We start from the raw sequence: 19,240 nt of genomic DNA, 5'->3' as shown, positions 1-19,240 counted from the left end.
CTGGGGTGCATGGCACCCACGCTCGGCAGAACCCGGCTCGTCGCCCAGGGGCTCATCACCCGCCCCTACCCGACGCCCACGGACGCGATCACCGCGTTCGCCGCGATGCAGGGCCAGGACCTGCCGGGCGTGCTGGCATCAGTGGCGCTGCGTACGCCGTCGAACTGCGTCGACGACGTGCTCGCCGCCCTGGACAACGGCACCGTCGTGCGCGGCTACCCCATGCGGGGCACCGTGTTCCTCATGCCTGCCGCTGATGCGCTGTGGATCACGCAACTGTGCGCCAAGCCCACGATCCGTGCCGCGATGTCGCGGCGTCGCGAACTGCACGAGGGGATCCTCGACCGGGCGCGCGATCTCACGCTCGCCCTCCTCGACGGCGCGCCTCGGCCCCGCTCGGAACTGTTCGGAGGATGGGAGGCGGGCGGCATCAGTACGGCTGAGGGCCGGGGCTACCACCTGCTGTTCAACCTCATCGCGGAGGGCACCGTGTGTTACGGCCCGTGGAACGGGACGGACCAGGACGTGGCGCTGGCCGCGCAGTGGCTGCCTGCCGACTCGGGCCTCGAGGCCCGCTTCAACGGAGACCTCGACGCTGCCACCGCGGAGCTGATGCGCCGCTACTTCACCACCCACGGGCCGGCGACAGTGCGGGACTTCGCCTGGTGGACCAAGCTCACCCTGGCTCAAATCCGCAGGGGGCTGACGCTGGTCGAGGGTGAGTTCGAGACCGACGACGCGGATGAAGCCAGCTACTGGCGCACCGGCCTGCTGGATGAAGTGAGGGCCCTGCGCCGGGCGACGGCGGCGCCGCTGCTGCTACCCGGCTTCGACGAGTTCATCCTGGGCTACCGGGACCGGCTGTTCGCCATGAGCGCGGAGGACCACCAGCGACTGGTGCCGGGCAACAACGGGGTGTTCAAGCGATCGGCTGTGCTCGGCGGAAAGGTGGTGGGGACGTGGTCGCGGGCCGGTCGCCCGGGGAAACGCGCGTTCCAGTTCGAACCGTTCGTGGAACTCACCGACGCCGCAGCGCGACGCTTCGCGAGGCTGTTTGAGCAGTTCCCCTTTCACGCTGGCTGAACGCCCAGTGCCTCAGGAGATGAACCAGGGAAGCAGCAGCATCACGAACAGGCCGACGACGGCGAACTCCAACTGGTGCTTGCCGAGCTGCGTGTCACCTCCACGGATGCTCAGCCATCCTGCCACGACGAACCCCACCGTGGCGATCGCCACGAGCCCGATCGCCAGCACCGCGAGGGTCAGCCGGGAGAGCCACAGCAGCGGTGTGGTCCACAGCACCGCTGCGATCACCGCCGCGACCAGAGCGACAACCACGCCCACGACGATGCCGATGAGCAGGCCGGGACGCTGGTACCAGCCCAGCACGTGACGCACTGGAATGAACACGGAGCCGAGAAGCACCACCGCTGCCGCGCCGATCAACAGCAGGACCCCGGCAGTCAGGTGACTGCCGGGGGTCCCGTCGGAGTAGTGGGTGACGGCGAGGACTGTGGTCATCAGCGCCAGCAATTGGACGCAGATCAGCGCGACCGTCACCCGGCTGGGCTTCATCGACATGGATGGGCGGTCGCCCCGGTGCTGCTGGCTCATGCCCCCAGGGTAGGGGAACCCCTGGTCAGACGGCCGCCGAGCCCTTCTCGCCCGTGCGGATGCGGACCACCTCGTCGACCGGGGTGGACCATACCTTCCCGTCCCCTACGGAGCCGGTGCGCGCCGACGTCGTGATCACGCCCAGCACGCCGTCGACCTCCGCGTCCTCCACGAGGACCTCGATCTTGACCTTGGTGATGAAGTCGATGGTGTACTCCGCGCCCCGGTAGACCTCCTTGTGTCCCTTCTGGCGGGCGTAGCCGGAGCATTCGGTGACGGTCATGCCGGCGATGCCGTGGTGCGCGAGCGCGATCTGGACGGCGGTGAGCATGGTGGGCTGGACGATGGCGGTGACGAGCCTCATGAGTGGGCTTCCTCTCGGGCGGGGACGATCAGGGTCTGGCGGACGCCGTAGGTGGAGTAGCCCACGTGGCTGAGGTCGTAGCCGGTCTCCGCGTGCACGGCGGTGTCGATCCCGTGGGTCTCGGAGGACTCCGGGACGCGCAGCCCCATCACCTTGTCGAGCACCTTGGCGATCACGAACGTCACCACGAACGAGTAGACGAGCACCACGGCGGCGCCGAGGAACTGGCGCCACAACTGGTCGACGCCACCGCCGTAGAACAGGCCGGCGGTCTCGGCGGGCGAGGCCGGATCGGCCAACAGCCCGATCAGCAGGGTGCCGACGAGGCCGCCGACGAGGTGGACGCCCACCACGTCGAGGGAGTCGTCGTAACCCAGCTTCGTCTTGAGCCCGATGGCCCAGGCGCAGGCAGCGCCGGCGAGGGCCCCGATGATCAGCGCGCCCAGCGGGCTGACCGAGTCCGCAGCCGGCGTGATGCCCACCAGACCGGCGACGATGCCCGAGGCGGCGCCCAGGGACGTGGCGTGGCCGTCACGGATGCGTTCGACGAGCAGCCACGCGAGCATCGCGGCCGCCGTCGCGCCCAGCGTGTTGACCCAGGCGACGCCCGCGAGGGTGCCGGCGCCCAGCGCGGAGCCGGCGTTGAAGCCGAACCAGCCGAACCACAGGAGGCCGGCGCCCAGCATCACCAGGGTGAGGTTGTGGGGGCGCATGGGTACCGTGCCGAAGCCCAGCCGGGGCCCGAGGACCAGGGCCAGCGCGAGGGCGGCCGCGCCGGCGTTGATGTGGATGGCGGTGCCTCCGGCGAAGTCCATGGCCTGGATGGAGTTGGCGATGAAGCCGCCGTTGGCGCTGACGCTGTCGTCGAAGCTGAACACCCAGTGCGCCGCCGGGAAGTACACCACCAGCGCCCACACAGCCGCGAAGACCGCCCAGGCGGAGAACTTCATGCGGTCGGCCACGGCGCCGGAGATGAGGGCCACGGCGATGATCGCGAACGCGGCCTGGAAGCCCGCGAACACCGCCGTCGGGATGGTGCCGACGACGGCGTCGGCGGACATGAGCCCGTTGAGGAACATGTACTCAAACGGGTTGCCGAGGATGCCGCCGCCGATGTCCTCACCGAAGGCCATCGAGAAGCCGACGGCGATCCACAGGACCCCGACGATCCCCATCGTGGTGATCGACATCATGAGCATGTTGAGGACGGACTTGGCGCGAACCATGCCGCCGTAGAAGAAAGCGAGGGCGGGCGTCATGAGGAGCACGAGGGCCGCGCTGATGAGCACCCAGGCGGTGTCGCCGGTGTCAATTTCCAGAAGTTCCATGGACAGGAATCCTGTCGGCGCCACATTTCGGCGGATCTGCCCGCCACGTAACAGCCTGGTTAGCGTATGGGGGCGTTCGTGTCAGCGGGGCGTCGCGGTTGTTGCGGCGGCGTTAAGGACGCGCGATGCTGTCGAGTCGCACCTGGCTGAAGTCGCCGTCGGCCAGATCCGCCCAGCCGCCGGGCACGGTGAAGGCGGAATAGGTGGCGGTGGGGAAGTGGCACTGCGCCTCGTCTGCCGCCGAGCTGTTGCTGGCGTAAGCAAGTTGGGCCACGAGGCTGGGGATCGTGGGCGCGTGCCCGATCACGAGCAGGGCCTCCACGTCGTCGGTCATCTCCGAGATGCGCTGGATCATGGTGTCGGTGCCGTCGTAGTACAACGCATCCTGGAACTCGGCCGGCACGTCGAGGCCCAGCGCCGCGAACGTCTGACGGGTGCGCTGCGCCGTCGAGACCAGCGCGTGGTCGATGCCCAACTCCCGCAGCTCGACGCCCGCCTCCTGCGCGTCCTGGACGCCGCGCGGCGTCAGTTCGCGGGCCTTGTCACCGCCCGCGTTGTTCGATTCGGTCTTGGCGTGGCGCATCAGCACGAGTCGTCGCATGCTCCGAGACTAGCCTCAGCTCGCCGTCGTCGCGCCACATCTGGATTCAGTGTGGTGGACGGCCCCAAACCCAGATGTGAGCGCGGGTGGCAGGGCGGGGCGGAGGAGCGGTCAGGGTTTGACGGCGACGATGAGGTCGCGCTTGATGGAGGAGTCGACGCGGTGCGCGAACCGCTCCCAGGCGCCGCCCTGCTGCACGACGAGCCCGGCCTTGTCCAGGCGCCCGGCCAGGTCCTCGCGGGACAGGCCGAACGTGTTCCACGACAGGCCCAGCGCGCCGCCGTGCATCAACTGGCCCGCCCACACCGGGATGGCCTCCTTCAGCAGGCCGGCGGGGGAGCGGTCGCGTTTCCCGGAGACGCCGCGCACATCCGTGGTGGAGCCGTGGGCCACGCCGTAGGGGGCGTCCGCGACGACGGCGTCGAAGCGCTTCTTTCCAAACAGTGCGGCGGAGTCGCGGGTGTCGCCGGTGAACGCGCTGACCGTGCGCCTGCCCTCGTCGGTGGTGATCTCCGCATCGAAACGCCTGCCCACGGACTTGCCGTCGCGGCGCACGGGCCGCACGTCGGCGGCGTGCTTGATCCGCTTGCGCCGCAGATACGTCTTGTAGAACGACGCCATCTGCTCGAATGCCTTCGCGTCGCCCTCCACGCCGAATGCGTCGTGCCCGAGCAGCAGTGCTGTCGAGAGGGTGGTGCCGCGTCCGGCGAGCGGGTCGAGGATCTGCCGTGGCCCGGTGGGTTCGCGGGTGATGGCCGCCAGCGTGACACCGACGAGGAGTTGGGTGAACTGTTCGTTGGTCTTGCCCGGGTACTTCGGGATGGAGACCAGGTCGTCGTCCAACGTGAACGGGCGTGGGAGGGCGACGGGGCGCAGCAGGTGGTCTGCACGCTTGCGCGAACCTTCGTCGGAGTTGGGTCGTTCCTCGCCGGTGCCGCTCGGGGACCGGTCCTCGAACAGGGCGAAGGCGGCCGACTGGCGCGCCACGGTGGCAAGCTGCGCGTCGTTCAGCTCGGGGGCCTCGAACGACAGGTAGCCGACCCCGGCCAGTTCCTCCTCCGCGATGCCTGTGGCGAAGGGTGCGGTGATCTCCAACTCGGCGGCGGTCAGCGGGCCGGACTCCCCGGCATAGACGCGGTTGGCCGACGGGGTGCGCAGCATCAGGTATCGAGGCATAGCGCCAAGTTTCCCACACCGCGGCAGGCGGGTAGCTTAGGCCGCGATGAGCGAGAAGTGGTGGGTGAAGGCAGGCGTGATCTTCGTCGGCGGGGCTCTGGGCACGGCGCTGCGCGTCGCGCTGCTCAGCCTCACCGGCCACGAGGTGATCGTGCTGGCGGCGATCAACCTGGTGGGCTGCCTCCTACTGGGCCTGATCTCCGGGATCTACGGCCCCCGCATCACGCTCGCGCGGCTGTTCCTCGCCGTCGGAGGCGTTGCGGCGTTCACCAGTTGGTCCACGCTGGCGCTCCAGTCACTGTCCCTCGCGGGGGTGCTGGTGGCCATCATGGAGACCTTCTTCGGCGTGATCATCGCAGGGTTGGGTCACCTTGCGGGCTGGAAGATCATGGGCGGCGACACGCGATGATCTGGTTGATCTGCCTGGCTGGCGGCCTCGGCGCCGTCGCGCGGGCAGGGGTGGATGCGTATGTCGCGCGCCGCTGGGAGCCCTGGAAGGCCACGCTCGCCGTCAACTGGGCCGGCTCGTTCATCCTGGGGCTGACCTCCGCCACTTTGGAGGGAAGAGGGCTGGCCGTGGTGGGCGCAGGCTTCTGCGGCGCGTTCACCACGTTCTCCTCGGCATGCTGGCAGGCCGCCCGCGAACTGGGCCGCGGGCGTGTCTGGTTCGCCATCTGCTACTCGGCCATCACCGTGGCCGGCTGCCTTGCGGCAGCCTGGCTCGGTGTGTCAGTGGGGTGAGCTACGCCAGGTTGACGTGGTGGTGCTCGTAGGGCGTGCCCTTGGCGCGCTCGAAGGAGGCCTGCACCTCGTCCTCGGCCTCACCGCGTCCGGTCCAGGTGGCGCCCTCGACGGACTTGCCGGGTTCCAGGTCCTTGTACACGGAGAAGAAGTGCTCGATCTCCAGCAGCATGTGTTCCGGGACCGATTCCAAGTCCGTGATGTGGGCGCGGCGTGTGTCAGCCGTGGCCACGCACAGCACCTTGTCGTCGCCGCCCATCTCGTCGGTCATCCGGAACATGGCCACGGCGTAGCACTCGATGAGGCAGCCGGGGAAGGTGGGATCAGCGCCGATCACCATGGCGTCCAGCGGGTCACCGTCGAGGCCGAGGGTGCCCTCCACGAAGCCGTAGTCGTAGGGGTACTGCGTCGAGGTGAACAGCACGCGGTCCAGCCGTAGCCGGCCGGTGTTGTGGTCCATCTCGTACTTGTTCTTGGTGCCCTTAGGGATCTCCACCGTGACGTCAAAAAGGATTCGGCGGCCAGGGTCGATCGGCCTCAGACCAGCAGGCGCTTCTTCGCTCACTTGGGCACTCCTATAGTTGGTGTCTAAGCCCCGCGCATCGTTGCGGGTCCCCTGCAGGATACCCCTATGGAGGTTGGTGTGCGGAGCCGTGGACGCGTCGCGGAGTGGGTGATCACCTGGCTTTTCGTCGGCGTGCTCCTGGCGAGCGGTTTTCTGATCGCGGTTTTCCACCGTGAAGCGCTGGCCGCAGCGGGCCTGACACGCGACGGTGCGCCGTCGACGGTGGCGCCCACCCTGTTCGCGCCGTCGCCCACTCCGACGGCCCCTGAACCCACCGAGAAGGCTCAGGCGCCCGCGGGCACCGGCCTGGTGGGCCCGGCGGAGCTCCCGAGCGCAGGCCCCCTGCCGGACAGGGCGGCGCTGGAGGCCCGCCTCTCAGCTCTCGACACCTCCAAACTCGTCCCTGCTGACGACGGCCCGCCCGTGACGATCGCCTACGAGGTCATCGACGTGGCCTCCGGTGAGGTGGTCGCGGCCGCCAACGAGAAGAACCCGCTGATCCCGGCGTCGAACACCAAGACCCTCACCGCGCTCGCCGTGATGAGCGCCTTCGACGGCACGGAACGATTCGCCACCCGCGTGGTGCAGCCCGCCCCGGGTCAACTGGTCCTGGTGGGCGGCGGAGACCCCATGCTCCGCAGCATCCCGTCGGTCTCCGACACCTACCCCGTGCCGGCCACGACGGAGGAGTTGGCCAAGCGCACCGTCGAGGCGCTGCGCGCGGCGGGCGTCACCTCCGTGACGCTCGGCTACGACGAGTCCCACTTCACCGGCCCCGGCTGGAATGAGAACTGGCCGCCCAACTACCGCGACCAGGTCACCACCATCTCCGCGCTCTGGATCGACGAGGGCCGCGGCCCCACTGGCGGGCCCAGGAGCGAGACGCCCGCCCTGGCTGCCGCCACCACGTTCGCGGCGCAGCTCACGGCGCTGGGCATCGAGGTTACCGGGCCCCCGGTCGCCGCCCCCGGCTCGGGCGAAGCTGAGGAGGTGACGCGCGTCGAGTCGCTGCCGTTGCACGTGCTCGTCGAGCAGTTCATGCAGCGCTCCAACAACTCGTTCACCGAGGTGATGGGCTTCCAGCTCGCCGCCAAGACGGGGCACCCCACCACGTTCGCCGGCTCCGTGGCGGCCATCCAGGAGCAGCTGACGGCCCTGAAGATCTGGGACGAGGGCACCGTGCTGCACGACGCCTCCGGCCTGGCGCGCTCCAACCTGTTCACGCCGAACATGCTGGCCAGGGCCAACGCCACGCTCGCCGCAGATGAGCGGCTGTCGGTCATCCTCGACGGCCTGCCCATCGCCGGCGTCACCGGCACTCTCGCCGAGCGCTTCGGAGACGCCGTCTCCGCCCCGGCACGGGGCGTCGCGCGCGCCAAGACCGGCTCGCTGTCCCTCGTCGCCACGCTCGGCGGCACCACCCTCACCGCAGACGGCCGGCAGCTCGCCTACGCGTTCATGATCAACGGCGCGCCCGACGGCTGGGCCGCCCGCGTGTGGCTGGACCAGGCCACCGGCACCGTCACCTCGTGCGGCTGCTGATGGAACGCGCTCCCAGCATCGACTGGCGCCTTGCCCACCGGGTCGCGGCGCTGCGCCCCGACGACCTGCCGGATCTCACGGCCCACGAACTCACCCGCCTCGTGGCGGATCTGCGCGTCACCGCCCGCCGGGCCGGCGAGATCGCGGCCAGGCACCTCGGCATGAAGGCGGTGGGCGCCACGAGCATCCGCGTGGTCGATTGGGACGGCTGGGCCCGGGGGGTCCGGGAGATGGCCGACGGCGCCGTCGCCGAACTCAGCCTCACCCCGCCCCGCGCAGGCCTGGGCGCCGCCCTGACCGCGAAGCGCAACGGGGCACTCGTCGGTGCCGGCGTGAGGACGGTGAGCCGGAGGCTGCTGGGGCAGTACGACGCCTTCACCGGCTCGGACGCCCTCTATCTGGTGGCCCCCTCGATCGTCGCCTACGAGCGGCTCCACGGCTTCAAACCGGCAGATTTCCGGATGTGGGTGGCGCTGCATGAGCAGACCCATGCCCTGCAGTTCCGGCTCGCCCCGTGGCTGCGCGACCACCTCGCCGCACGCCTACGGATCATCCTGGGCGACGACGTCTCGCTCGCCGACGGGCTGCTCGGCTGGGCCCGCACCCGTGACGTCGGGGCGTTGTTCACCTCGCCGAGGGCAGACGAGGCGCTGCGCGAACTCAGCGCCGCCATGACGTTCCTCGAAGGCCACGCGGACTACACCTCCGACTACGCCGGCCGCCGTCATGCCCCCACCATCCCGAGCATGAGGCGGGCGTTCGCGCGCCCGAAGAGCCAGGGACTGCTGGCGAGGCTGTCGACGTCGTTCGACAAGAACGCCCAGTACCGCGACGGGCTGGAGTTCTGCATGCGCATCCAGCGGATCAAGTACCGCAACTTCCTCAAGCGCGCCTTCGAGGAGCCCGCCAACCTGCCGACACCCGAAGAGATCGCGGACCCGGCGCTGTGGGTGGCACGCCTTGGCTAGGCGCGAGTTGGGCGCGGCAGCGCTCCGCGTGGCGCAGGCCGTGGCAGCCGTGCTGCCGGAACGCTGCGTGGTGGGCTGTTCGGGAGGTGCGGATTCGCTGGCTCTGGCGCTCGGGGCGCACTGGGCGGGCGGCAAGCGGGGGAGTGAGATGCGCGTCGTCGTCGTGGACCACGGTTTGCAGCCCGGTTCCGACGAGGTCGCCGCTCGCGTCGTCGACACGCTCACCGAACGGGGCTTGACGGCTGAGACGGTCCGCGTCGCCGTCGAGCCGTCCGACGGCGGGCTGGAGGCAGCCGCCCGCGATGCCAGGCTCGCCGCGCTCACGTCCTACGAGGTTCCGGTGCTGCTGGGCCACACCCTCGACGACCAGGCCGAGACCGTCCTGCTGGGGATGCTGCGGGGCTCGGGCACCCGCTCGCTCGCTGGGATGCGGCCTGTGACGTCCCTCGATACACCTCGCGAGGTCAGCGCCGCTGGGATTGGGCCCGGCTGCTCGCGAGGCACTCGGGACCCGGAACCTTCCGCTCCTGAGAGTGCGAGCCTGGGGGAGTGGCCGCCGGGTCCTGAGTGCGCTCGTGAGGAACGAACGAGCGTGTATCGAAGGACGCTCCTCCGCCCGCTGCTCGGGCTGCGGCGCACCGATACGGAGGCCGCCTGCCGCGACTGGGGCGTCATCCCCTGGCAGGACCCCATGAACGAGGACCCACGCTTCGCGCGGGTCGCCATCCGCCAGCAGTTGGCCTCCCTCACCTCCACCCTGGGCCGCGACCTCGCCCCGGCGCTGGCCCGCACCGCGCAGCTCGCCCGGGCCGATGCAGATCTGCTGGACCGCCTGGCCACCGAGGCCCTCCCCGCCGACGGCGACCTCCCCGTCGAAGATCTCGCTGCGCTGCCCGACGCGCTGCGCTGGCGGGTGCTGCACCGCTGGCTGGGCGGGGCCGCGCCGGAGGTGGAGTACCGGCACGTCCTGGCGGTCGACACACTGCTGACCGCCTGGCGGGGCCAGGGCCCCATCGCGGTGCCGGGGGCCCGCGTGCTGCGCGAGGCAGGAACGCTGCGGCTCCTGCGCTAGGCTCGGCTCCGTGGATGCTGCAGACGTTTCCGGTGACCTCGAGAAGGTCCTCTACACCAACGACGAGATCCAGGCCCGCGTGGCCGAGATCGCCCACCAGATCGACGAAGACTACGCGGGGCGCGACGTCCTCATGGTGGGTGTCCTCAACGGCGCCGTCATGGTGATGAGCGACCTGCAGCGCGCCATGCGCAGCCACGTGGAGATGGATTGGATGGCGGTGTCCAGCTACGGCGCCGGCACGCAGTCCTCCGGCGTCGTGCGGATCCTGAAGGACCTCAACGTGGACCTCGAGGGTCGCGACGTCATCGTCGTCGAGGACATCATCGACACGGGCCTGACGCTGAGCTACCTCATGAGCAACCTGGCCTCCCGCAAGCCCGTGAGCCTCGAGATCATGACGATGTTCCGTAAGCCCGACGCGGCCCAGATGGAGGTGCCGGTGAAGTACGTGGGCTTCGAGATCCCCAATGAGTTCGTGGTGGGTTACGGCCTCGACTACGCCGGGAGGTACCGCAACCTCCGCGACGTCGGCACCCTCGCCCCGCACGTCTACTCCTGACAGCCCTCGCCCGGTGCCCGCTGGGCAAGCTGACGCTCGACGGGGGCGAGTCTTGCGCTCGCTGGTAATGTGTCGGTGCGTTGCCGTGTGCGCGTCCGAAGTCGTCGCCAGAGAGCTGAAGTTAAGTTGCAGAGATTCTTCAAGAGTCCGTTCGCCTGGATTCTGATCAGCATCGTGTTCCTCATGCTCGGCATGCAGCTGATCAGTTCCGTGACCGGCTACGAGACGGTGCCCACCTCGGAGTCGATGAAGCTCCTGGCCAGCGACACGAAGCTGCAGGAAGTCATCCTCGTCGACGGCGAACAGCAGATCCAGATCACGGATCACACGGGTAAGAAGACCCAGTCGCAGTGGGTGGCCAACCAGGTCGACGCGGTCACGCCGCTGCTGGAACAGCGCCAGCAGGACGGCACCCTCGACAACTGGACCAGCCGGAACCCAACGCCCGGGTTCCTGCAGATGTTCCTCTACACGGGCCTGCCTTTCCTGATCATCATCCTGATCTTCTTCTGGCTGATGCGCTCCATGTCCGGCGGCGGTGCCGGCGGCCCGCTGTCCTTCGGCAAGTCCAAGGCCAAGCTGGTGTCCAAGGACACCCCCAAGACCACGTTCGGAGACGTCGCCGGCGCGGATGAGGCCGTCGAGGAACTTGAAGAGATCAAGGAATTCCTCGCAGAGCCCGCCAAGTTCCAGAAGCTGGGCGCCAAGATCCCCAAGGGCGTGCTGCTCTATGGGCCGCCCGGCACCGGTAAGACGCTGCTGGCCCGCGCCGTCGCGGGCGAGGCGAACGTGCCGTTCTTCTCCATCTCCGGCTCGGATTTCGTGGAGATGTTCGTCGGCGTGGGTGCCTCCCGCGTGCGTGACCTGTTCACGCAGGCCAAGGAGAACGCGCCAGCCATCATCTTCATCGACGAGATCGACGCTGTCGGCCGCCATCGTGGTGCCGGCATGGGCGGCGGGCACGACGAGCGCGAACAGACCCTCAACCAGTTGCTGGTCGAGATGGACGGCTTCGACGTGCGCGGCGGCGTGATCCTCATCGCCGCCACCAACCGCCCGGATGTGCTGGACCCGGCGCTGCTGCGCCCGGGTCGCTTCGACCGCCAGATCGGCGTCGACGCGCCGGATGCGGACGGTCGCGCCAAGATCCTGCAGGTGCACGCCAACGGCAAGCCGCTGGCCAGCGACGTCGACCTGGTGGCCATCGCCCGCCGCACCCCGGGCTTCTCCGGCGCGGATCTGGCCAACGTCCTCAACGAGGCCGCGCTGCTCGCCGCCCGCATGAACCAGGACATGATCCGCCAGCCCATGCTGGACGAGGCCATCGACCGCGTCATCGCCGGCCCGCAGAAGCGCACCCGCCTCATGGATGACAGGGAGCGGCTCATCACCGCCTACCACGAGGGCGGGCACGCACTCGTCGCGGCCGCCATGCCCGGCAACGACCCGGTGCAGAAGGTCACCATCCTTCCGCGTGGCCGGGCCCTGGGCTACACCATGGTGATGCCGGACGAGGACAAGTACTCCCGCACCCGCGGCGAACTGCTCGACCAGATGGCCTACATGATGGGTGGCCGCGCGGCTGAGGAGCTCGTGTTCCACGACCCCACCACGGGCGCCGCCAACGACATCGAGAAGGCCACCAAGGTGGCCCGCGCCATGGTCATGCAGTACGGCATGAGTGAGCGCGTCGGCTCCGTCAAGCTCGGCGGCGGAGATTCCGAACCCTTCATGGGCATGCGGGGCACGGATTCCTCCACGGAGTTCTCGCAGAGCATGGCCGCCATCGTCGACGAGGAAGTGGCCAAGCTCATCCACACCGCGCACCAGGAGGCCTTCGACGTCCTCGTGGAGAACCGCGACGTGCTCGACGAGCTGGTGCGCCAACTCTTCGCGAAGGAGACGCTCAACCGCCACGAGGTCGACGAGGTGTTCAAGCCCCTGCGCCGCCGTGGGAAGCGCCCCGCCTGGACCGGTTCGGATCTGCGCATCCCGTCCGACGAGCCGCCAGTGGAGGTGCCCCCCGCGCCGGAGCCGCTGCCGGAGCAGCCCACCACCAAGGCCCTCCCCGAGACCGGGCCCTCCCCGTGGGGCCCGCCGACGGCCCCGCCGAGCCACTGACATGGCCATCGACCAGCCGCGCGTTGCGGCCGCCGTCCGGGAACTGCTGGCCGCCGTCGGCGAAGACCCCGACCGCGACGGGTTGAAGGACACCCCGGAGCGGGTGGCCCGCTCCTACACGGAGTTGCTCGCCGGGTACTGCGCAGATGTGCACGACGTGCTGGGCACCACCTTCGATATCTCGCACGACGAGATGGTGCTGGTCAAGGACATCGAGCTGGTCAGCATGTGCGAGCACCACCTGCTGCCGTTCACCGGGGTTGCGCACGTCGGCTACATCCCCTCCGGCGACGGCAGGGTGACGGGGCTGTCGAAGATCGCCCGCCTCGTGGAGATGTACGGGCGCCGCCTGCAGGTGCAGGAGCGGCTCACCACCCAGATCGCCGAGGCTCTCGTGGAGCACCTCGACGCCCGCGGCGTCATCGTCGTGATCGAGGCCGAGCACCAGTGCATGACCATGCGCGGTGTCCGGAAGCCTGGTTCGCGCACCGTGACCTCCGCCGTCCGGGGATTGCTGCGCGACCCCGCCACCCGCGCGGAGGCGATGAGCCTGATCCTCGGAAGGTGAGCTGATGACGCTGGTGATGGGCATCCTCAACGTGACGCCTGATTCCTTCTCCGACGGCGGGGCCTACCTGGACACGGAGGCGGCGATCGGCCACGCCCGCGGGATGCTCGCGGCCGGCGCCTCCATCATCGACGTCGGTGGCGAATCCACCAGGCCGGGCTCAGCCCGCGTCGGCGTGGCGGAGGAACTGGAGCGTGTGATCCCCATCGTGCATGCGTTGGCGGGAGACGGCATCGCGGTGTCGGTCGACACCATGCGCGCCGAGGTCGCCTCGGCTGCCCTCGACGCGGGGGCGCGCATCATCAACGACGTCTCCGGCGGCCAGGCGGATCCCGACATGTTGGGCGTGGTTGCCCGGTCCGGCGCGGATTTCGTGCTGATGCACTGGCGCGACCACTCCGAGCGCTTCCAGGACACCGCCAGCTACGACGACGTGGTGTTCGACGTGAGCCACGAACTCATCGCCCAGCGCGACAAGGCCATCGACGCGGGCATCGCCCGTGAGCGCATCATCCTCGACCCGGGCCTCGGCTTCTCCAAGACGTGGGACCACAACTGGACGCTGCTGCGGCACCTCGCGCAGTTCCAGAAGCTGGGGCACCGCGTCCTCGTCGGCGCCTCCCGCAAGGCGTTCCTGGGCGAGTTGTTGGGCGGTCGCGAACCGCTGGGGCGCGACGGCGCCACGGCCGCGGTCTCGTTCTGGGCGGCTCAGGTGGGTGTGTGGGCGGTGCGCACCCACGACGTGGCCGGACAGTCCGACGCTATCGCCGTGGCCCGCCGGCTCGCGCTGGAAAGCCCCTTCTGATCCGAAGACTCCCCGGACAGTGGCCCAATGGCGAGGTTCGCTAGAGTGCTGCCTGAGGCAAAGGAGCTCACCATCGACCGCATCACGCTGACGGGCCTGACGGCCACGGGCTATCACGGCGTCTTCCCCGAGGAACGCCGCGAGGGGCAGCCGTTCGTCGTGGACGTGGTGCTGGAACTCGACCTCGACACCGAGTCCGATGATCTGTCGAACACCGTGAGCTACGCGGAGATCGCCGGTGAGGTTGAGGCCGTGATCACGGGGGAACCGCGCAATTTGATCGAGACGGTTGCCGGTGAGGTTGCGAACAGGTGCCTCGCTCATGGCAAAGTGGGGCGCGTCACGGTCACGGTGCACAAGCCCCGTGCGCCCCTCAGCCAGACCTTTGCGGATGTATCCGTCACGATCAGCAGGAGTAGACATGTCTAACGGGCCCTTCGATATCGACGTCGACACACTGGGCAATCTGCGCCCCATCGCCAAGGTGGTCCTCAGCCTGGGTTCGAACGTCGGGGACTCGGCCGCCATCCTCCAAGAAGCGGTCGACCTGCTCGCTGAGACCCCGGATCTCATCCTGGTCGACGTGTCGCCGGTGTACCAGAGCGCCCTGGTGGGGGAGGGCCCGGATCAGGGCGACTTCCTCAACATGGTGGTGGTCGCCGAGTCCACGCTCGAGCCGCTGACCATCCTGGACCGCTGCCTCGCCATTGAGGAGAACTTCGGACGCACCCGCGAGGTCCGCAACGGCCCGCGCACGCTGGACATCGACATCATCATGGTGGGCAAGCGCATCTCCGAGGACGACATCGAACTGCCGCACCCCCGTGCCCATGAGCGCGCGTTCGTGCTGGTGCCGTGGCACGACATCGACCCGAATGCCGAGATCGCCGGCCACGGCCCGGTGGCCGAACTGCTCGACGATGTCGACGAGAGCGTGCTGACGCGCCGCGACGACATCACCATCCAGGCCAACACTGGCTTTTGAGCACCCATGAGCCCAGGCCCAAACTGGGCCTGACCACGCCGCGGCAGGCCGTCGTCTCCGTCCTGTCGGGTGCCATCGTGGCCGGGCTGCTGATCCTCAGCTTCGAGGCGGCCGGCTCCTTCCCGCCGGTCGTGCCATGGTCCGTGCCCATCCTGCTGGTCATCCTCGCCATCGCTGTGGCCCTCTACAGCCGGGCGCTGCCCAAGCGGGTCGAGGAGAAGCGGGTCGACGCGCAGGAGGCGGTCGCAGCCCTGGCCGTGGGCAAGTCGATGATCATGACCGGCGCGCTGTTCGCGGGCGGCCACATCGTCTACGTGATGCGCTACATTTCGCAGTTCGACGCGCCGCTGCCGTCGGCGCGCGTGATCCAGGGCGGCGCCACCGTCGTCGCAGCCCTGCTGCTGGCCGGAGCAGGCGCGTTGCTGGAGCGGGCGTGCATGGTGCGCAGCGACGACGAGGACGACGAACCGCCCAACGGGGCGAAGCCCACCCCCGCCTGATCAGGGGTCGAGGAGCGGAAAAAACGTCGCAACATGCCCGTTTCAATACGCGGGTCCTCGCCGAGGTGAACCTACAATGGCGCCATGGCTGGTCGTCGCGCTGCTCACAAGTCCTCCGAACGCACTATCGCGCTCACTATTCTCGCCGTCGGCACCGTCGTGTCGCTGGCATCCCTCGCCGGCAACATCTGGCTGGTCCGCGCCGGCGTCGTCGTGGCAATCCTCATGGCCTTCGCCGCCTTCTACGTGGTGGTCCGCCAGCTGCGCGCCGAACGCGTGGCGCACGCCGAGGAACTCCACCACGAGGTTGAGCTCCGCTCGGTGCAGGCCGAACGTCACCACGAGGAATCCGTCGCGATGATCGAGCGCTACAACGCCCGCGCGGAGAACCTCAAGGCCGTCATCGCCAAGCTGCGCAGCCAGCTGGGTGCCGCCAAGTCCGAGCTCAGCTCCATGCGCGGCAACAGCGCGTGGCTGCGTGCGGAGGTCGCTGAGCGGCAGGCCCGCATCGACGCCCTCGAGAAGCGCATCGCCGAGCTTGAGGCCGGCCGCGCCGAGGACACCGCCAACATCGTCGACCTGCCCGAGCGCGCGCTGCGCCCCAGCATCGACGAGATCTGGGCCGAGGACGAGCACCCCACAATGGTGGACCTCGCCAAGCTCAACCTCGACATCCTCCCGGATCTCCGCCAGCGCGCCTGACCGGGTGGGGCGTGCCCCGTTACTTGTCCAGATCCCCGATCGTGTAGCCCAACGAGGCCACCACATCGGGGATCTGTTGCGTTGAGACGCCCTCCAGGGCCTTCCCCAGGGCGGAGACGTTGGCGAACGACGGCGTGCGCAGCGCCACGCGCCACGGGGTGGGATTGCCGCGGGACGTCATCAGGCACGACGCGATGCCCCATGGGGCCTCGACATCCGTGCTGTGCTCACCCTCTGGCACCCGCAACCGACGCGAGAGCTTGATATTGACCTCACCCGTCGTCTGCGCCGCCAGGGAGACGGTCACCCGGATCATGTCGACGGAGGTGCCCACCTCGTCGATCAGCACGCCCAGGCGGGCCTCGGCGTCTCCCGAGGTACGCACGTGGACCGGCCTGAACAGCTCCCCGTAGGCCAGGTAGCCATCAGCGCGTCGGTCAGGATCGAAGCCTGCGGCCCGGGCCACCGGCCCCGTCAAGCCGTAGCCCAGGCAGGCCTCCTCGTCCAGCACCGCGAGGCCGGAGAAGCGGTCGGTCCGGTCGAGAACCGCCCGCAGGTCCGCGGAGAGCCGGGCGATGTCGTCGAGCAGATCATCGAGAGTATCGAGCCAGCCCTCGGGTGCGTCAGTGGCGAGCCCGCCCACCCGGTTGAGCATGGGATGGACGCGGTTGCCGGTCCAGGCCAGGAATCGCCCACGGATCGCCTCGACGCCGCTCCACAAGCGGGCATGGAGTTCGCCCTCAGGGGCCAGATAGCTGAGGAAGGATAGATGCGAGTGAATACGGGCCATTTCGGCCAACAACGTGCGCAGAATGGCCGCGCGAGGGGGAGTGGCCAACCGCATGGAATTCTCGAGCGTGAGCGTCAGGGACAATTCCCCACCGAAGGCCGAGAGCCAATCGTGTCGGTCGCCCAGCATGATCATGGAGCGGTAGTCGCGGACCTCGAACAGCTTCTCTGCCCCCCGGTGGCCGTAACCGCTAGTCACCTCGGCGCGCACGACACTGCCCGCGTCGGAATCCAGTGCCAGCGAGATCAGCCCGGCGCTGGTGGGGTGACGGGGGCCGAGGCTCATGGCGTCGTGGCCCGGGAACGTCAATCCGCCAATGGCGATTCGCATGGAATCCACAATGAGTTCCTCTGTCAATTGATCCGTGGTGGCGCTACTGTTCTTAGCGATCCTAGCTTTTATAGCGCGCATCAATTGAGGAGATTTTTCATGGCCCGAATTGTCCAGGTGGTCCACACCGACGATCTCGACGGCACGGAGGGGGCAAAGCCGGTGGAGTTCTCAATAGGAGGGGACGCCTACACCATCGATCTGAGCCCGGAGAACGAGGCGAAGTTCCGCGCCCTCCTGGAGCCCTACATCGCCAAGGCTGAGCGCGTGGGTCGCCGCCGCAGCAGCACCAGCCGCAGCACCGCCGGACGTGGCGCCGCCAAGCGCACCAACAACACCGAGATCCGCACGTGGGCGCGGGCCAACGGCTACAAGGTCTCAGACCGTGGCCGCATCGCCGCAGACATCGTCGCTGCCTACGAGGCGGCCAACTGAGCCTGCTCGCCCGGCGGTGTTCGCCGCGGGAGAAGTGCTGAGACCTTTGTTCCTCCCCAACCGTTAGTAAGCTTGGGGAATCAGTCCCCTGTGCTCGTCGCGGGGCGACGGGAAGGGAAGAAGTTACATGTTCGAACGGTTCACAGACCGAGCCCGCCGCGTGATCGTGCTGGCGCAGGATGAGGCGAAACTGCTCAACCACAACTTCATCGGCACGGAGCACATCCTGCTTGGCCTCATTCATGAGGGCGAGGGCGTTGCCGCGAAGGCGCTCGAGTCGCTGGGTATCGCATTGGAGGCGGTGCGCGAACAGGTCGAGGAGATCATCGGCCAGGGGCAGCAGGTGCCCACCGGGCACATCCCCTTCACGCCGCGCGCGAAGAAGGTGCTCGAGCTCTCGCTGCGCGAGGCGCTGCAGATGAACCACAACTACATCGGCACCGAGCACATCCTGCTGGGCCTCATCCGCGAGGGCGAGGGCGTGGCGGCGCAGGTGCTGATCAAGCTCGGCGCTGATCTCAGCCGCGTGCGCAACACGGTGCTGCAGCTCATCACGGGCTACCAGGGCCGCGAGGCCTCCATGTCCGGCGCGCCCGAGGGCGGCCCGGAGAAGTCCAGTTCCCAGGTGCTCGACCAGTTCGGCCGCAACCTCACACAGGCCGCTCGCGAGAACCAGCTGGATCCGGTGATCGGCCGGGTCCACGAGATCGAGCGCGTGATGACGGTGCTCAGCCGCCGCACCAAGAACAACCCGGTGCTGATCGGTGAGCCCGGCGTCGGCAAGACCGCCGTCGTCGAGGGCCTGGCGCAGGCCATCGTCCGCGGCGACGTGCCGGAGACGCTGCGCGACAAGCAGATCTACACGCTGGATCTCGGTGCGCTCGTGGCCGGCTCGCGGTACCGCGGTGATTTCGAGGAGCGCCTGAAGAAGGTGCTCAAGGAGATCAAGACCCGCGGCGACATCATGCTGTTCATCGACGAGATCCACACGCTCGTGGGTGCCGGTGCGGCCGAGGGCGCGATCGACGCGGCGTCGATCCTCAAGCCCATGCTGGCCCGCGGTGAGCTGCAGACGATCGGCGCCACCACGCTGGACGAGTACCGCAAGCACATCGAGAAGGACGCCGCGTTGGAGCGTCGCTTCCAGCCCATCCAGGTGGCTGAGCCCAGCGTCGCGATGACCATCGACATCCTCAAGGGTCTGCGGGACCGTTACGAGGCGCACCACCGCATCACCATCACCGACGAGGCGCTCGCTGCCGCCGCCACGATGGCTGACCGCTACATCCAGGACCGGTTCCTGCCGGACAAGGCCATCGACCTGATCGACGAGGCGGGCGCCCGCCTGCGCATCCAGCGCATGACGGCCCCGCCGGATCTGCGGGAGTTCGACGAGAAGATCGCGGCGAACAAGATGGAGAAGGACGCCGCCATCGACGCGCAGGACTTCGAGAAGGCGGGCAGCCTCCGC

The 19,240-nt window shown here is 68.7% G+C and carries 23 protein-coding genes; 16 read left to right on the top strand and 7 right to left on the bottom strand.

The window, feature by feature from the left end; all coding sequences use genetic code 11:
- The first annotated feature begins 9 nt into the window (after nt 1-9).
- Nucleotides 10-1,083, top strand: a complete 1,074-nt coding sequence (locus tag BN1186_RS07120) for a winged helix DNA-binding domain-containing protein (RefSeq protein ID WP_040283441.1) — start codon at nt 10-12, stop codon at nt 1,081-1,083.
- A gap of 12 nt (nt 1,084-1,095) precedes the next feature.
- On the opposite strand, the gene BN1186_RS07115 is transcribed toward BN1186_RS07120, so the two are convergent.
- The 5 genes from BN1186_RS07115 to BN1186_RS07095 form a co-directional block, all read right to left on the bottom strand.
- Complete coding sequence (locus BN1186_RS07115) at nt 1,096-1,614, bottom strand: hypothetical protein (protein WP_040283440.1); 519 nt, start codon at nt 1,612-1,614, stop codon at nt 1,096-1,098.
- 25 nt (nt 1,615-1,639) lie between these two features.
- Entirely contained in the window at nt 1,640-1,978 is a 339-nt protein-coding gene (locus tag BN1186_RS07110) for a P-II family nitrogen regulator (protein WP_040283439.1), read from the bottom strand.
- The gene (locus BN1186_RS07105; RefSeq protein WP_052459904.1) at nt 1,975-3,306 is read right to left on the bottom strand and encodes an ammonium transporter; all 1,332 of its coding nucleotides are present in this window, start codon (nt 3,304-3,306) and stop codon (nt 1,975-1,977) included. The genes BN1186_RS07110 and BN1186_RS07105 overlap by 4 nt, the downstream gene beginning before the upstream one ends.
- 112 nt (nt 3,307-3,418) lie before the next feature.
- Nucleotides 3,419-3,907, bottom strand: coding sequence for a SixA phosphatase family protein (locus BN1186_RS07100; protein ID WP_040283438.1), 489 nt, complete (start codon nt 3,905-3,907; stop codon nt 3,419-3,421).
- A gap of 111 nt (nt 3,908-4,018) precedes the next feature.
- Complete coding sequence (locus BN1186_RS07095) at nt 4,019-5,083, bottom strand: TRM11 family SAM-dependent methyltransferase (protein WP_040283436.1); 1,065 nt, start codon at nt 5,081-5,083, stop codon at nt 4,019-4,021.
- 46 nt (nt 5,084-5,129) lie between these two features.
- Between BN1186_RS07095 and BN1186_RS07090 the strand changes: the two genes are divergently transcribed.
- On the top strand, nt 5,130-5,492 hold the full coding sequence (locus BN1186_RS07090) for a FluC/FEX family fluoride channel (protein WP_040283435.1): 363 nt from the start codon (nt 5,130-5,132) through the stop codon (nt 5,490-5,492).
- Nucleotides 5,489-5,824 carry a fluoride efflux transporter FluC gene (locus BN1186_RS07085; RefSeq protein WP_040283434.1) on the top strand — a complete coding sequence of 112 codons (336 nt, stop codon included), beginning with the start codon at nt 5,489-5,491 and terminating at the stop codon, nt 5,822-5,824. Before BN1186_RS07090 ends, BN1186_RS07085 begins: the two co-directional genes overlap by 4 nt.
- A 1-nt stretch (nt 5,825) precedes the next feature.
- On the opposite strand, the gene BN1186_RS07080 is transcribed toward BN1186_RS07085, so the two are convergent.
- A complete protein-coding gene (locus tag BN1186_RS07080) occupies nt 5,826-6,365 on the bottom strand; it encodes an inorganic diphosphatase (RefSeq protein WP_040283881.1) in 540 nt (179 codons plus the stop codon).
- Nucleotides 6,366-6,455: 90 nt separating this feature from the next.
- On the opposite strand from BN1186_RS07080, the gene dacB reads away from it, so the two are divergent.
- The 11 genes from dacB to BN1186_RS07025 all read left to right on the top strand — a co-directional run bounded on the left by dacB (nt 6,456) and on the right by BN1186_RS07025 (nt 16,214).
- Nucleotides 6,456-7,931 (top strand): D-alanyl-D-alanine carboxypeptidase/D-alanyl-D-alanine endopeptidase, encoded by a 1,476-nt coding sequence (dacB, locus tag BN1186_RS07075; protein WP_052459903.1) that lies wholly within the window; start codon nt 6,456-6,458, stop codon nt 7,929-7,931.
- Nucleotides 7,919-8,899 (top strand): zinc-dependent metalloprotease, encoded by a 981-nt coding sequence (locus BN1186_RS07070; RefSeq protein WP_052459902.1) that lies wholly within the window; start codon nt 7,919-7,921, stop codon nt 8,897-8,899. Before dacB ends, BN1186_RS07070 begins: the two co-directional genes overlap by 13 nt.
- Entirely contained in the window at nt 8,892-9,971 is a 1,080-nt protein-coding gene (locus BN1186_RS07065; RefSeq protein ID WP_082031152.1) for a PP-loop family protein, read from the top strand. Before BN1186_RS07070 ends, BN1186_RS07065 begins: the two co-directional genes overlap by 8 nt.
- 10 nt (nt 9,972-9,981) lie before the next feature.
- Entirely contained in the window at nt 9,982-10,533 is a 552-nt protein-coding gene (gene hpt, locus BN1186_RS07060) for a hypoxanthine phosphoribosyltransferase (protein WP_040283432.1), read from the top strand.
- A gap of 183 nt (nt 10,534-10,716) precedes the next feature.
- On the top strand, nt 10,717-12,654 hold the full coding sequence (gene ftsH, locus BN1186_RS07055) for an ATP-dependent zinc metalloprotease FtsH (protein WP_082031254.1): 1,938 nt from the start codon (nt 10,717-10,719) through the stop codon (nt 12,652-12,654).
- Nucleotide 12,655: 1 nt separating this feature from the next.
- The gene (folE, locus tag BN1186_RS07050) at nt 12,656-13,222 is read left to right on the top strand and encodes a GTP cyclohydrolase I FolE (protein WP_040283430.1); all 567 of its coding nucleotides are present in this window, start codon (nt 12,656-12,658) and stop codon (nt 13,220-13,222) included.
- Between the two features lie 4 nt (nt 13,223-13,226).
- Nucleotides 13,227-14,027, top strand: coding sequence for a dihydropteroate synthase (folP, locus tag BN1186_RS07045; protein WP_246043263.1), 801 nt, complete (start codon nt 13,227-13,229; stop codon nt 14,025-14,027).
- Between the two features lie 45 nt (nt 14,028-14,072).
- On the top strand, nt 14,073-14,456 hold the full coding sequence (gene folB / locus BN1186_RS07040) for a dihydroneopterin aldolase (protein WP_040283429.1): 384 nt from the start codon (nt 14,073-14,075) through the stop codon (nt 14,454-14,456).
- The gene (folK, locus tag BN1186_RS07035) at nt 14,449-15,012 is read left to right on the top strand and encodes a 2-amino-4-hydroxy-6-hydroxymethyldihydropteridine diphosphokinase (RefSeq protein WP_040283428.1); all 564 of its coding nucleotides are present in this window, start codon (nt 14,449-14,451) and stop codon (nt 15,010-15,012) included. The genes folB and folK overlap by 8 nt, the downstream gene beginning before the upstream one ends.
- A complete protein-coding gene (locus BN1186_RS07030; RefSeq protein WP_040283427.1) occupies nt 15,009-15,512 on the top strand; it encodes a DUF3180 domain-containing protein in 504 nt (167 codons plus the stop codon). Before folK ends, BN1186_RS07030 begins: the two co-directional genes overlap by 4 nt.
- 84 nt (nt 15,513-15,596) lie before the next feature.
- Nucleotides 15,597-16,214 carry a hypothetical protein gene (locus BN1186_RS07025; protein ID WP_040283426.1) on the top strand — a complete coding sequence of 206 codons (618 nt, stop codon included), beginning with the start codon at nt 15,597-15,599 and terminating at the stop codon, nt 16,212-16,214.
- 19 nt (nt 16,215-16,233) lie between these two features.
- Here BN1186_RS07025 and BN1186_RS07020 read toward each other — a convergent pair whose 3' ends face one another.
- A complete protein-coding gene (locus tag BN1186_RS07020) occupies nt 16,234-17,334 on the bottom strand; it encodes an NADH-quinone oxidoreductase subunit D-related protein (protein WP_074437002.1) in 1,101 nt (366 codons plus the stop codon).
- 99 nt (nt 17,335-17,433) lie between these two features.
- Between BN1186_RS07020 and BN1186_RS07015 the strand changes: the two genes are divergently transcribed.
- Complete coding sequence (locus BN1186_RS07015) at nt 17,434-17,769, top strand: histone-like nucleoid-structuring protein Lsr2 (RefSeq protein WP_040283425.1); 336 nt, start codon at nt 17,434-17,436, stop codon at nt 17,767-17,769.
- Nucleotides 17,770-17,896: 127 nt separating this feature from the next.
- Nucleotides 17,897-19,240 (top strand): Clp protease N-terminal domain-containing protein (locus BN1186_RS07010; protein WP_040283424.1); only part of this gene is annotated, 1,344 nt, incomplete at its 3' end.

It is taken from the genome of Tessaracoccus massiliensis (assembly GCF_000826065.2).
In the GTDB taxonomy this organism is placed as follows: Bacteria; Actinomycetota; Actinomycetes; order Propionibacteriales; family Propionibacteriaceae; genus Arachnia; species Arachnia massiliensis_A.
The sequence above is the reverse complement of the archived record's forward strand: the minus strand, read 5'-3'. Positions and strand labels throughout refer to the sequence as shown.

Bases quoted from the DNA above. Each gene is read 5' to 3' on its own strand.
- BN1186_RS07120 (WP_040283441.1), top strand. From the start codon at position 10: ATGGCACCCACGCTCGGCAGAACCCGGCTCGTCGCCCAGGGGCTCATC.
- BN1186_RS07115 (WP_040283440.1), bottom strand. From the start codon at position 1,614: ATGAGCCAGCAGCACCGGGGCGACCGCCCATCCATGTCGATGAAGCCC.
- BN1186_RS07110 (WP_040283439.1), bottom strand. From the start codon at position 1,978: ATGAGGCTCGTCACCGCCATCGTCCAGCCCACCATGCTCACCGCCGTC.
- BN1186_RS07105 (WP_052459904.1), bottom strand. From the start codon at position 3,306: ATGGAACTTCTGGAAATTGACACCGGCGACACCGCCTGGGTGCTCATC.
- BN1186_RS07100 (WP_040283438.1), bottom strand. From the start codon at position 3,907: ATGCGACGACTCGTGCTGATGCGCCACGCCAAGACCGAATCGAACAAC.
- BN1186_RS07095 (WP_040283436.1), bottom strand. From the start codon at position 5,083: ATGCCTCGATACCTGATGCTGCGCACCCCGTCGGCCAACCGCGTCTAT.
- BN1186_RS07090 (WP_040283435.1), top strand. From the start codon at position 5,130: ATGAGCGAGAAGTGGTGGGTGAAGGCAGGCGTGATCTTCGTCGGCGGG.
- BN1186_RS07085 (WP_040283434.1), top strand. From the start codon at position 5,489: ATGATCTGGTTGATCTGCCTGGCTGGCGGCCTCGGCGCCGTCGCGCGG.
- dacB (WP_052459903.1), top strand. From the start codon at position 6,456: ATGGAGGTTGGTGTGCGGAGCCGTGGACGCGTCGCGGAGTGGGTGATC.
- ftsH (WP_082031254.1), top strand. From the start codon at position 10,717: ATGCTCGGCATGCAGCTGATCAGTTCCGTGACCGGCTACGAGACGGTG.
- folE (WP_040283430.1), top strand. From the start codon at position 12,656: ATGGCCATCGACCAGCCGCGCGTTGCGGCCGCCGTCCGGGAACTGCTG.
- folP (WP_246043263.1), top strand. From the start codon at position 13,227: ATGACGCTGGTGATGGGCATCCTCAACGTGACGCCTGATTCCTTCTCC.
- folK (WP_040283428.1), top strand. From the start codon at position 14,449: ATGTCTAACGGGCCCTTCGATATCGACGTCGACACACTGGGCAATCTG.
- BN1186_RS07025 (WP_040283426.1), top strand. From the start codon at position 15,597: ATGGCTGGTCGTCGCGCTGCTCACAAGTCCTCCGAACGCACTATCGCG.
- BN1186_RS07020 (WP_074437002.1), bottom strand. From the start codon at position 17,334: ATGCGAATCGCCATTGGCGGATTGACGTTCCCGGGCCACGACGCCATG.
- BN1186_RS07015 (WP_040283425.1), top strand. From the start codon at position 17,434: ATGGCCCGAATTGTCCAGGTGGTCCACACCGACGATCTCGACGGCACG.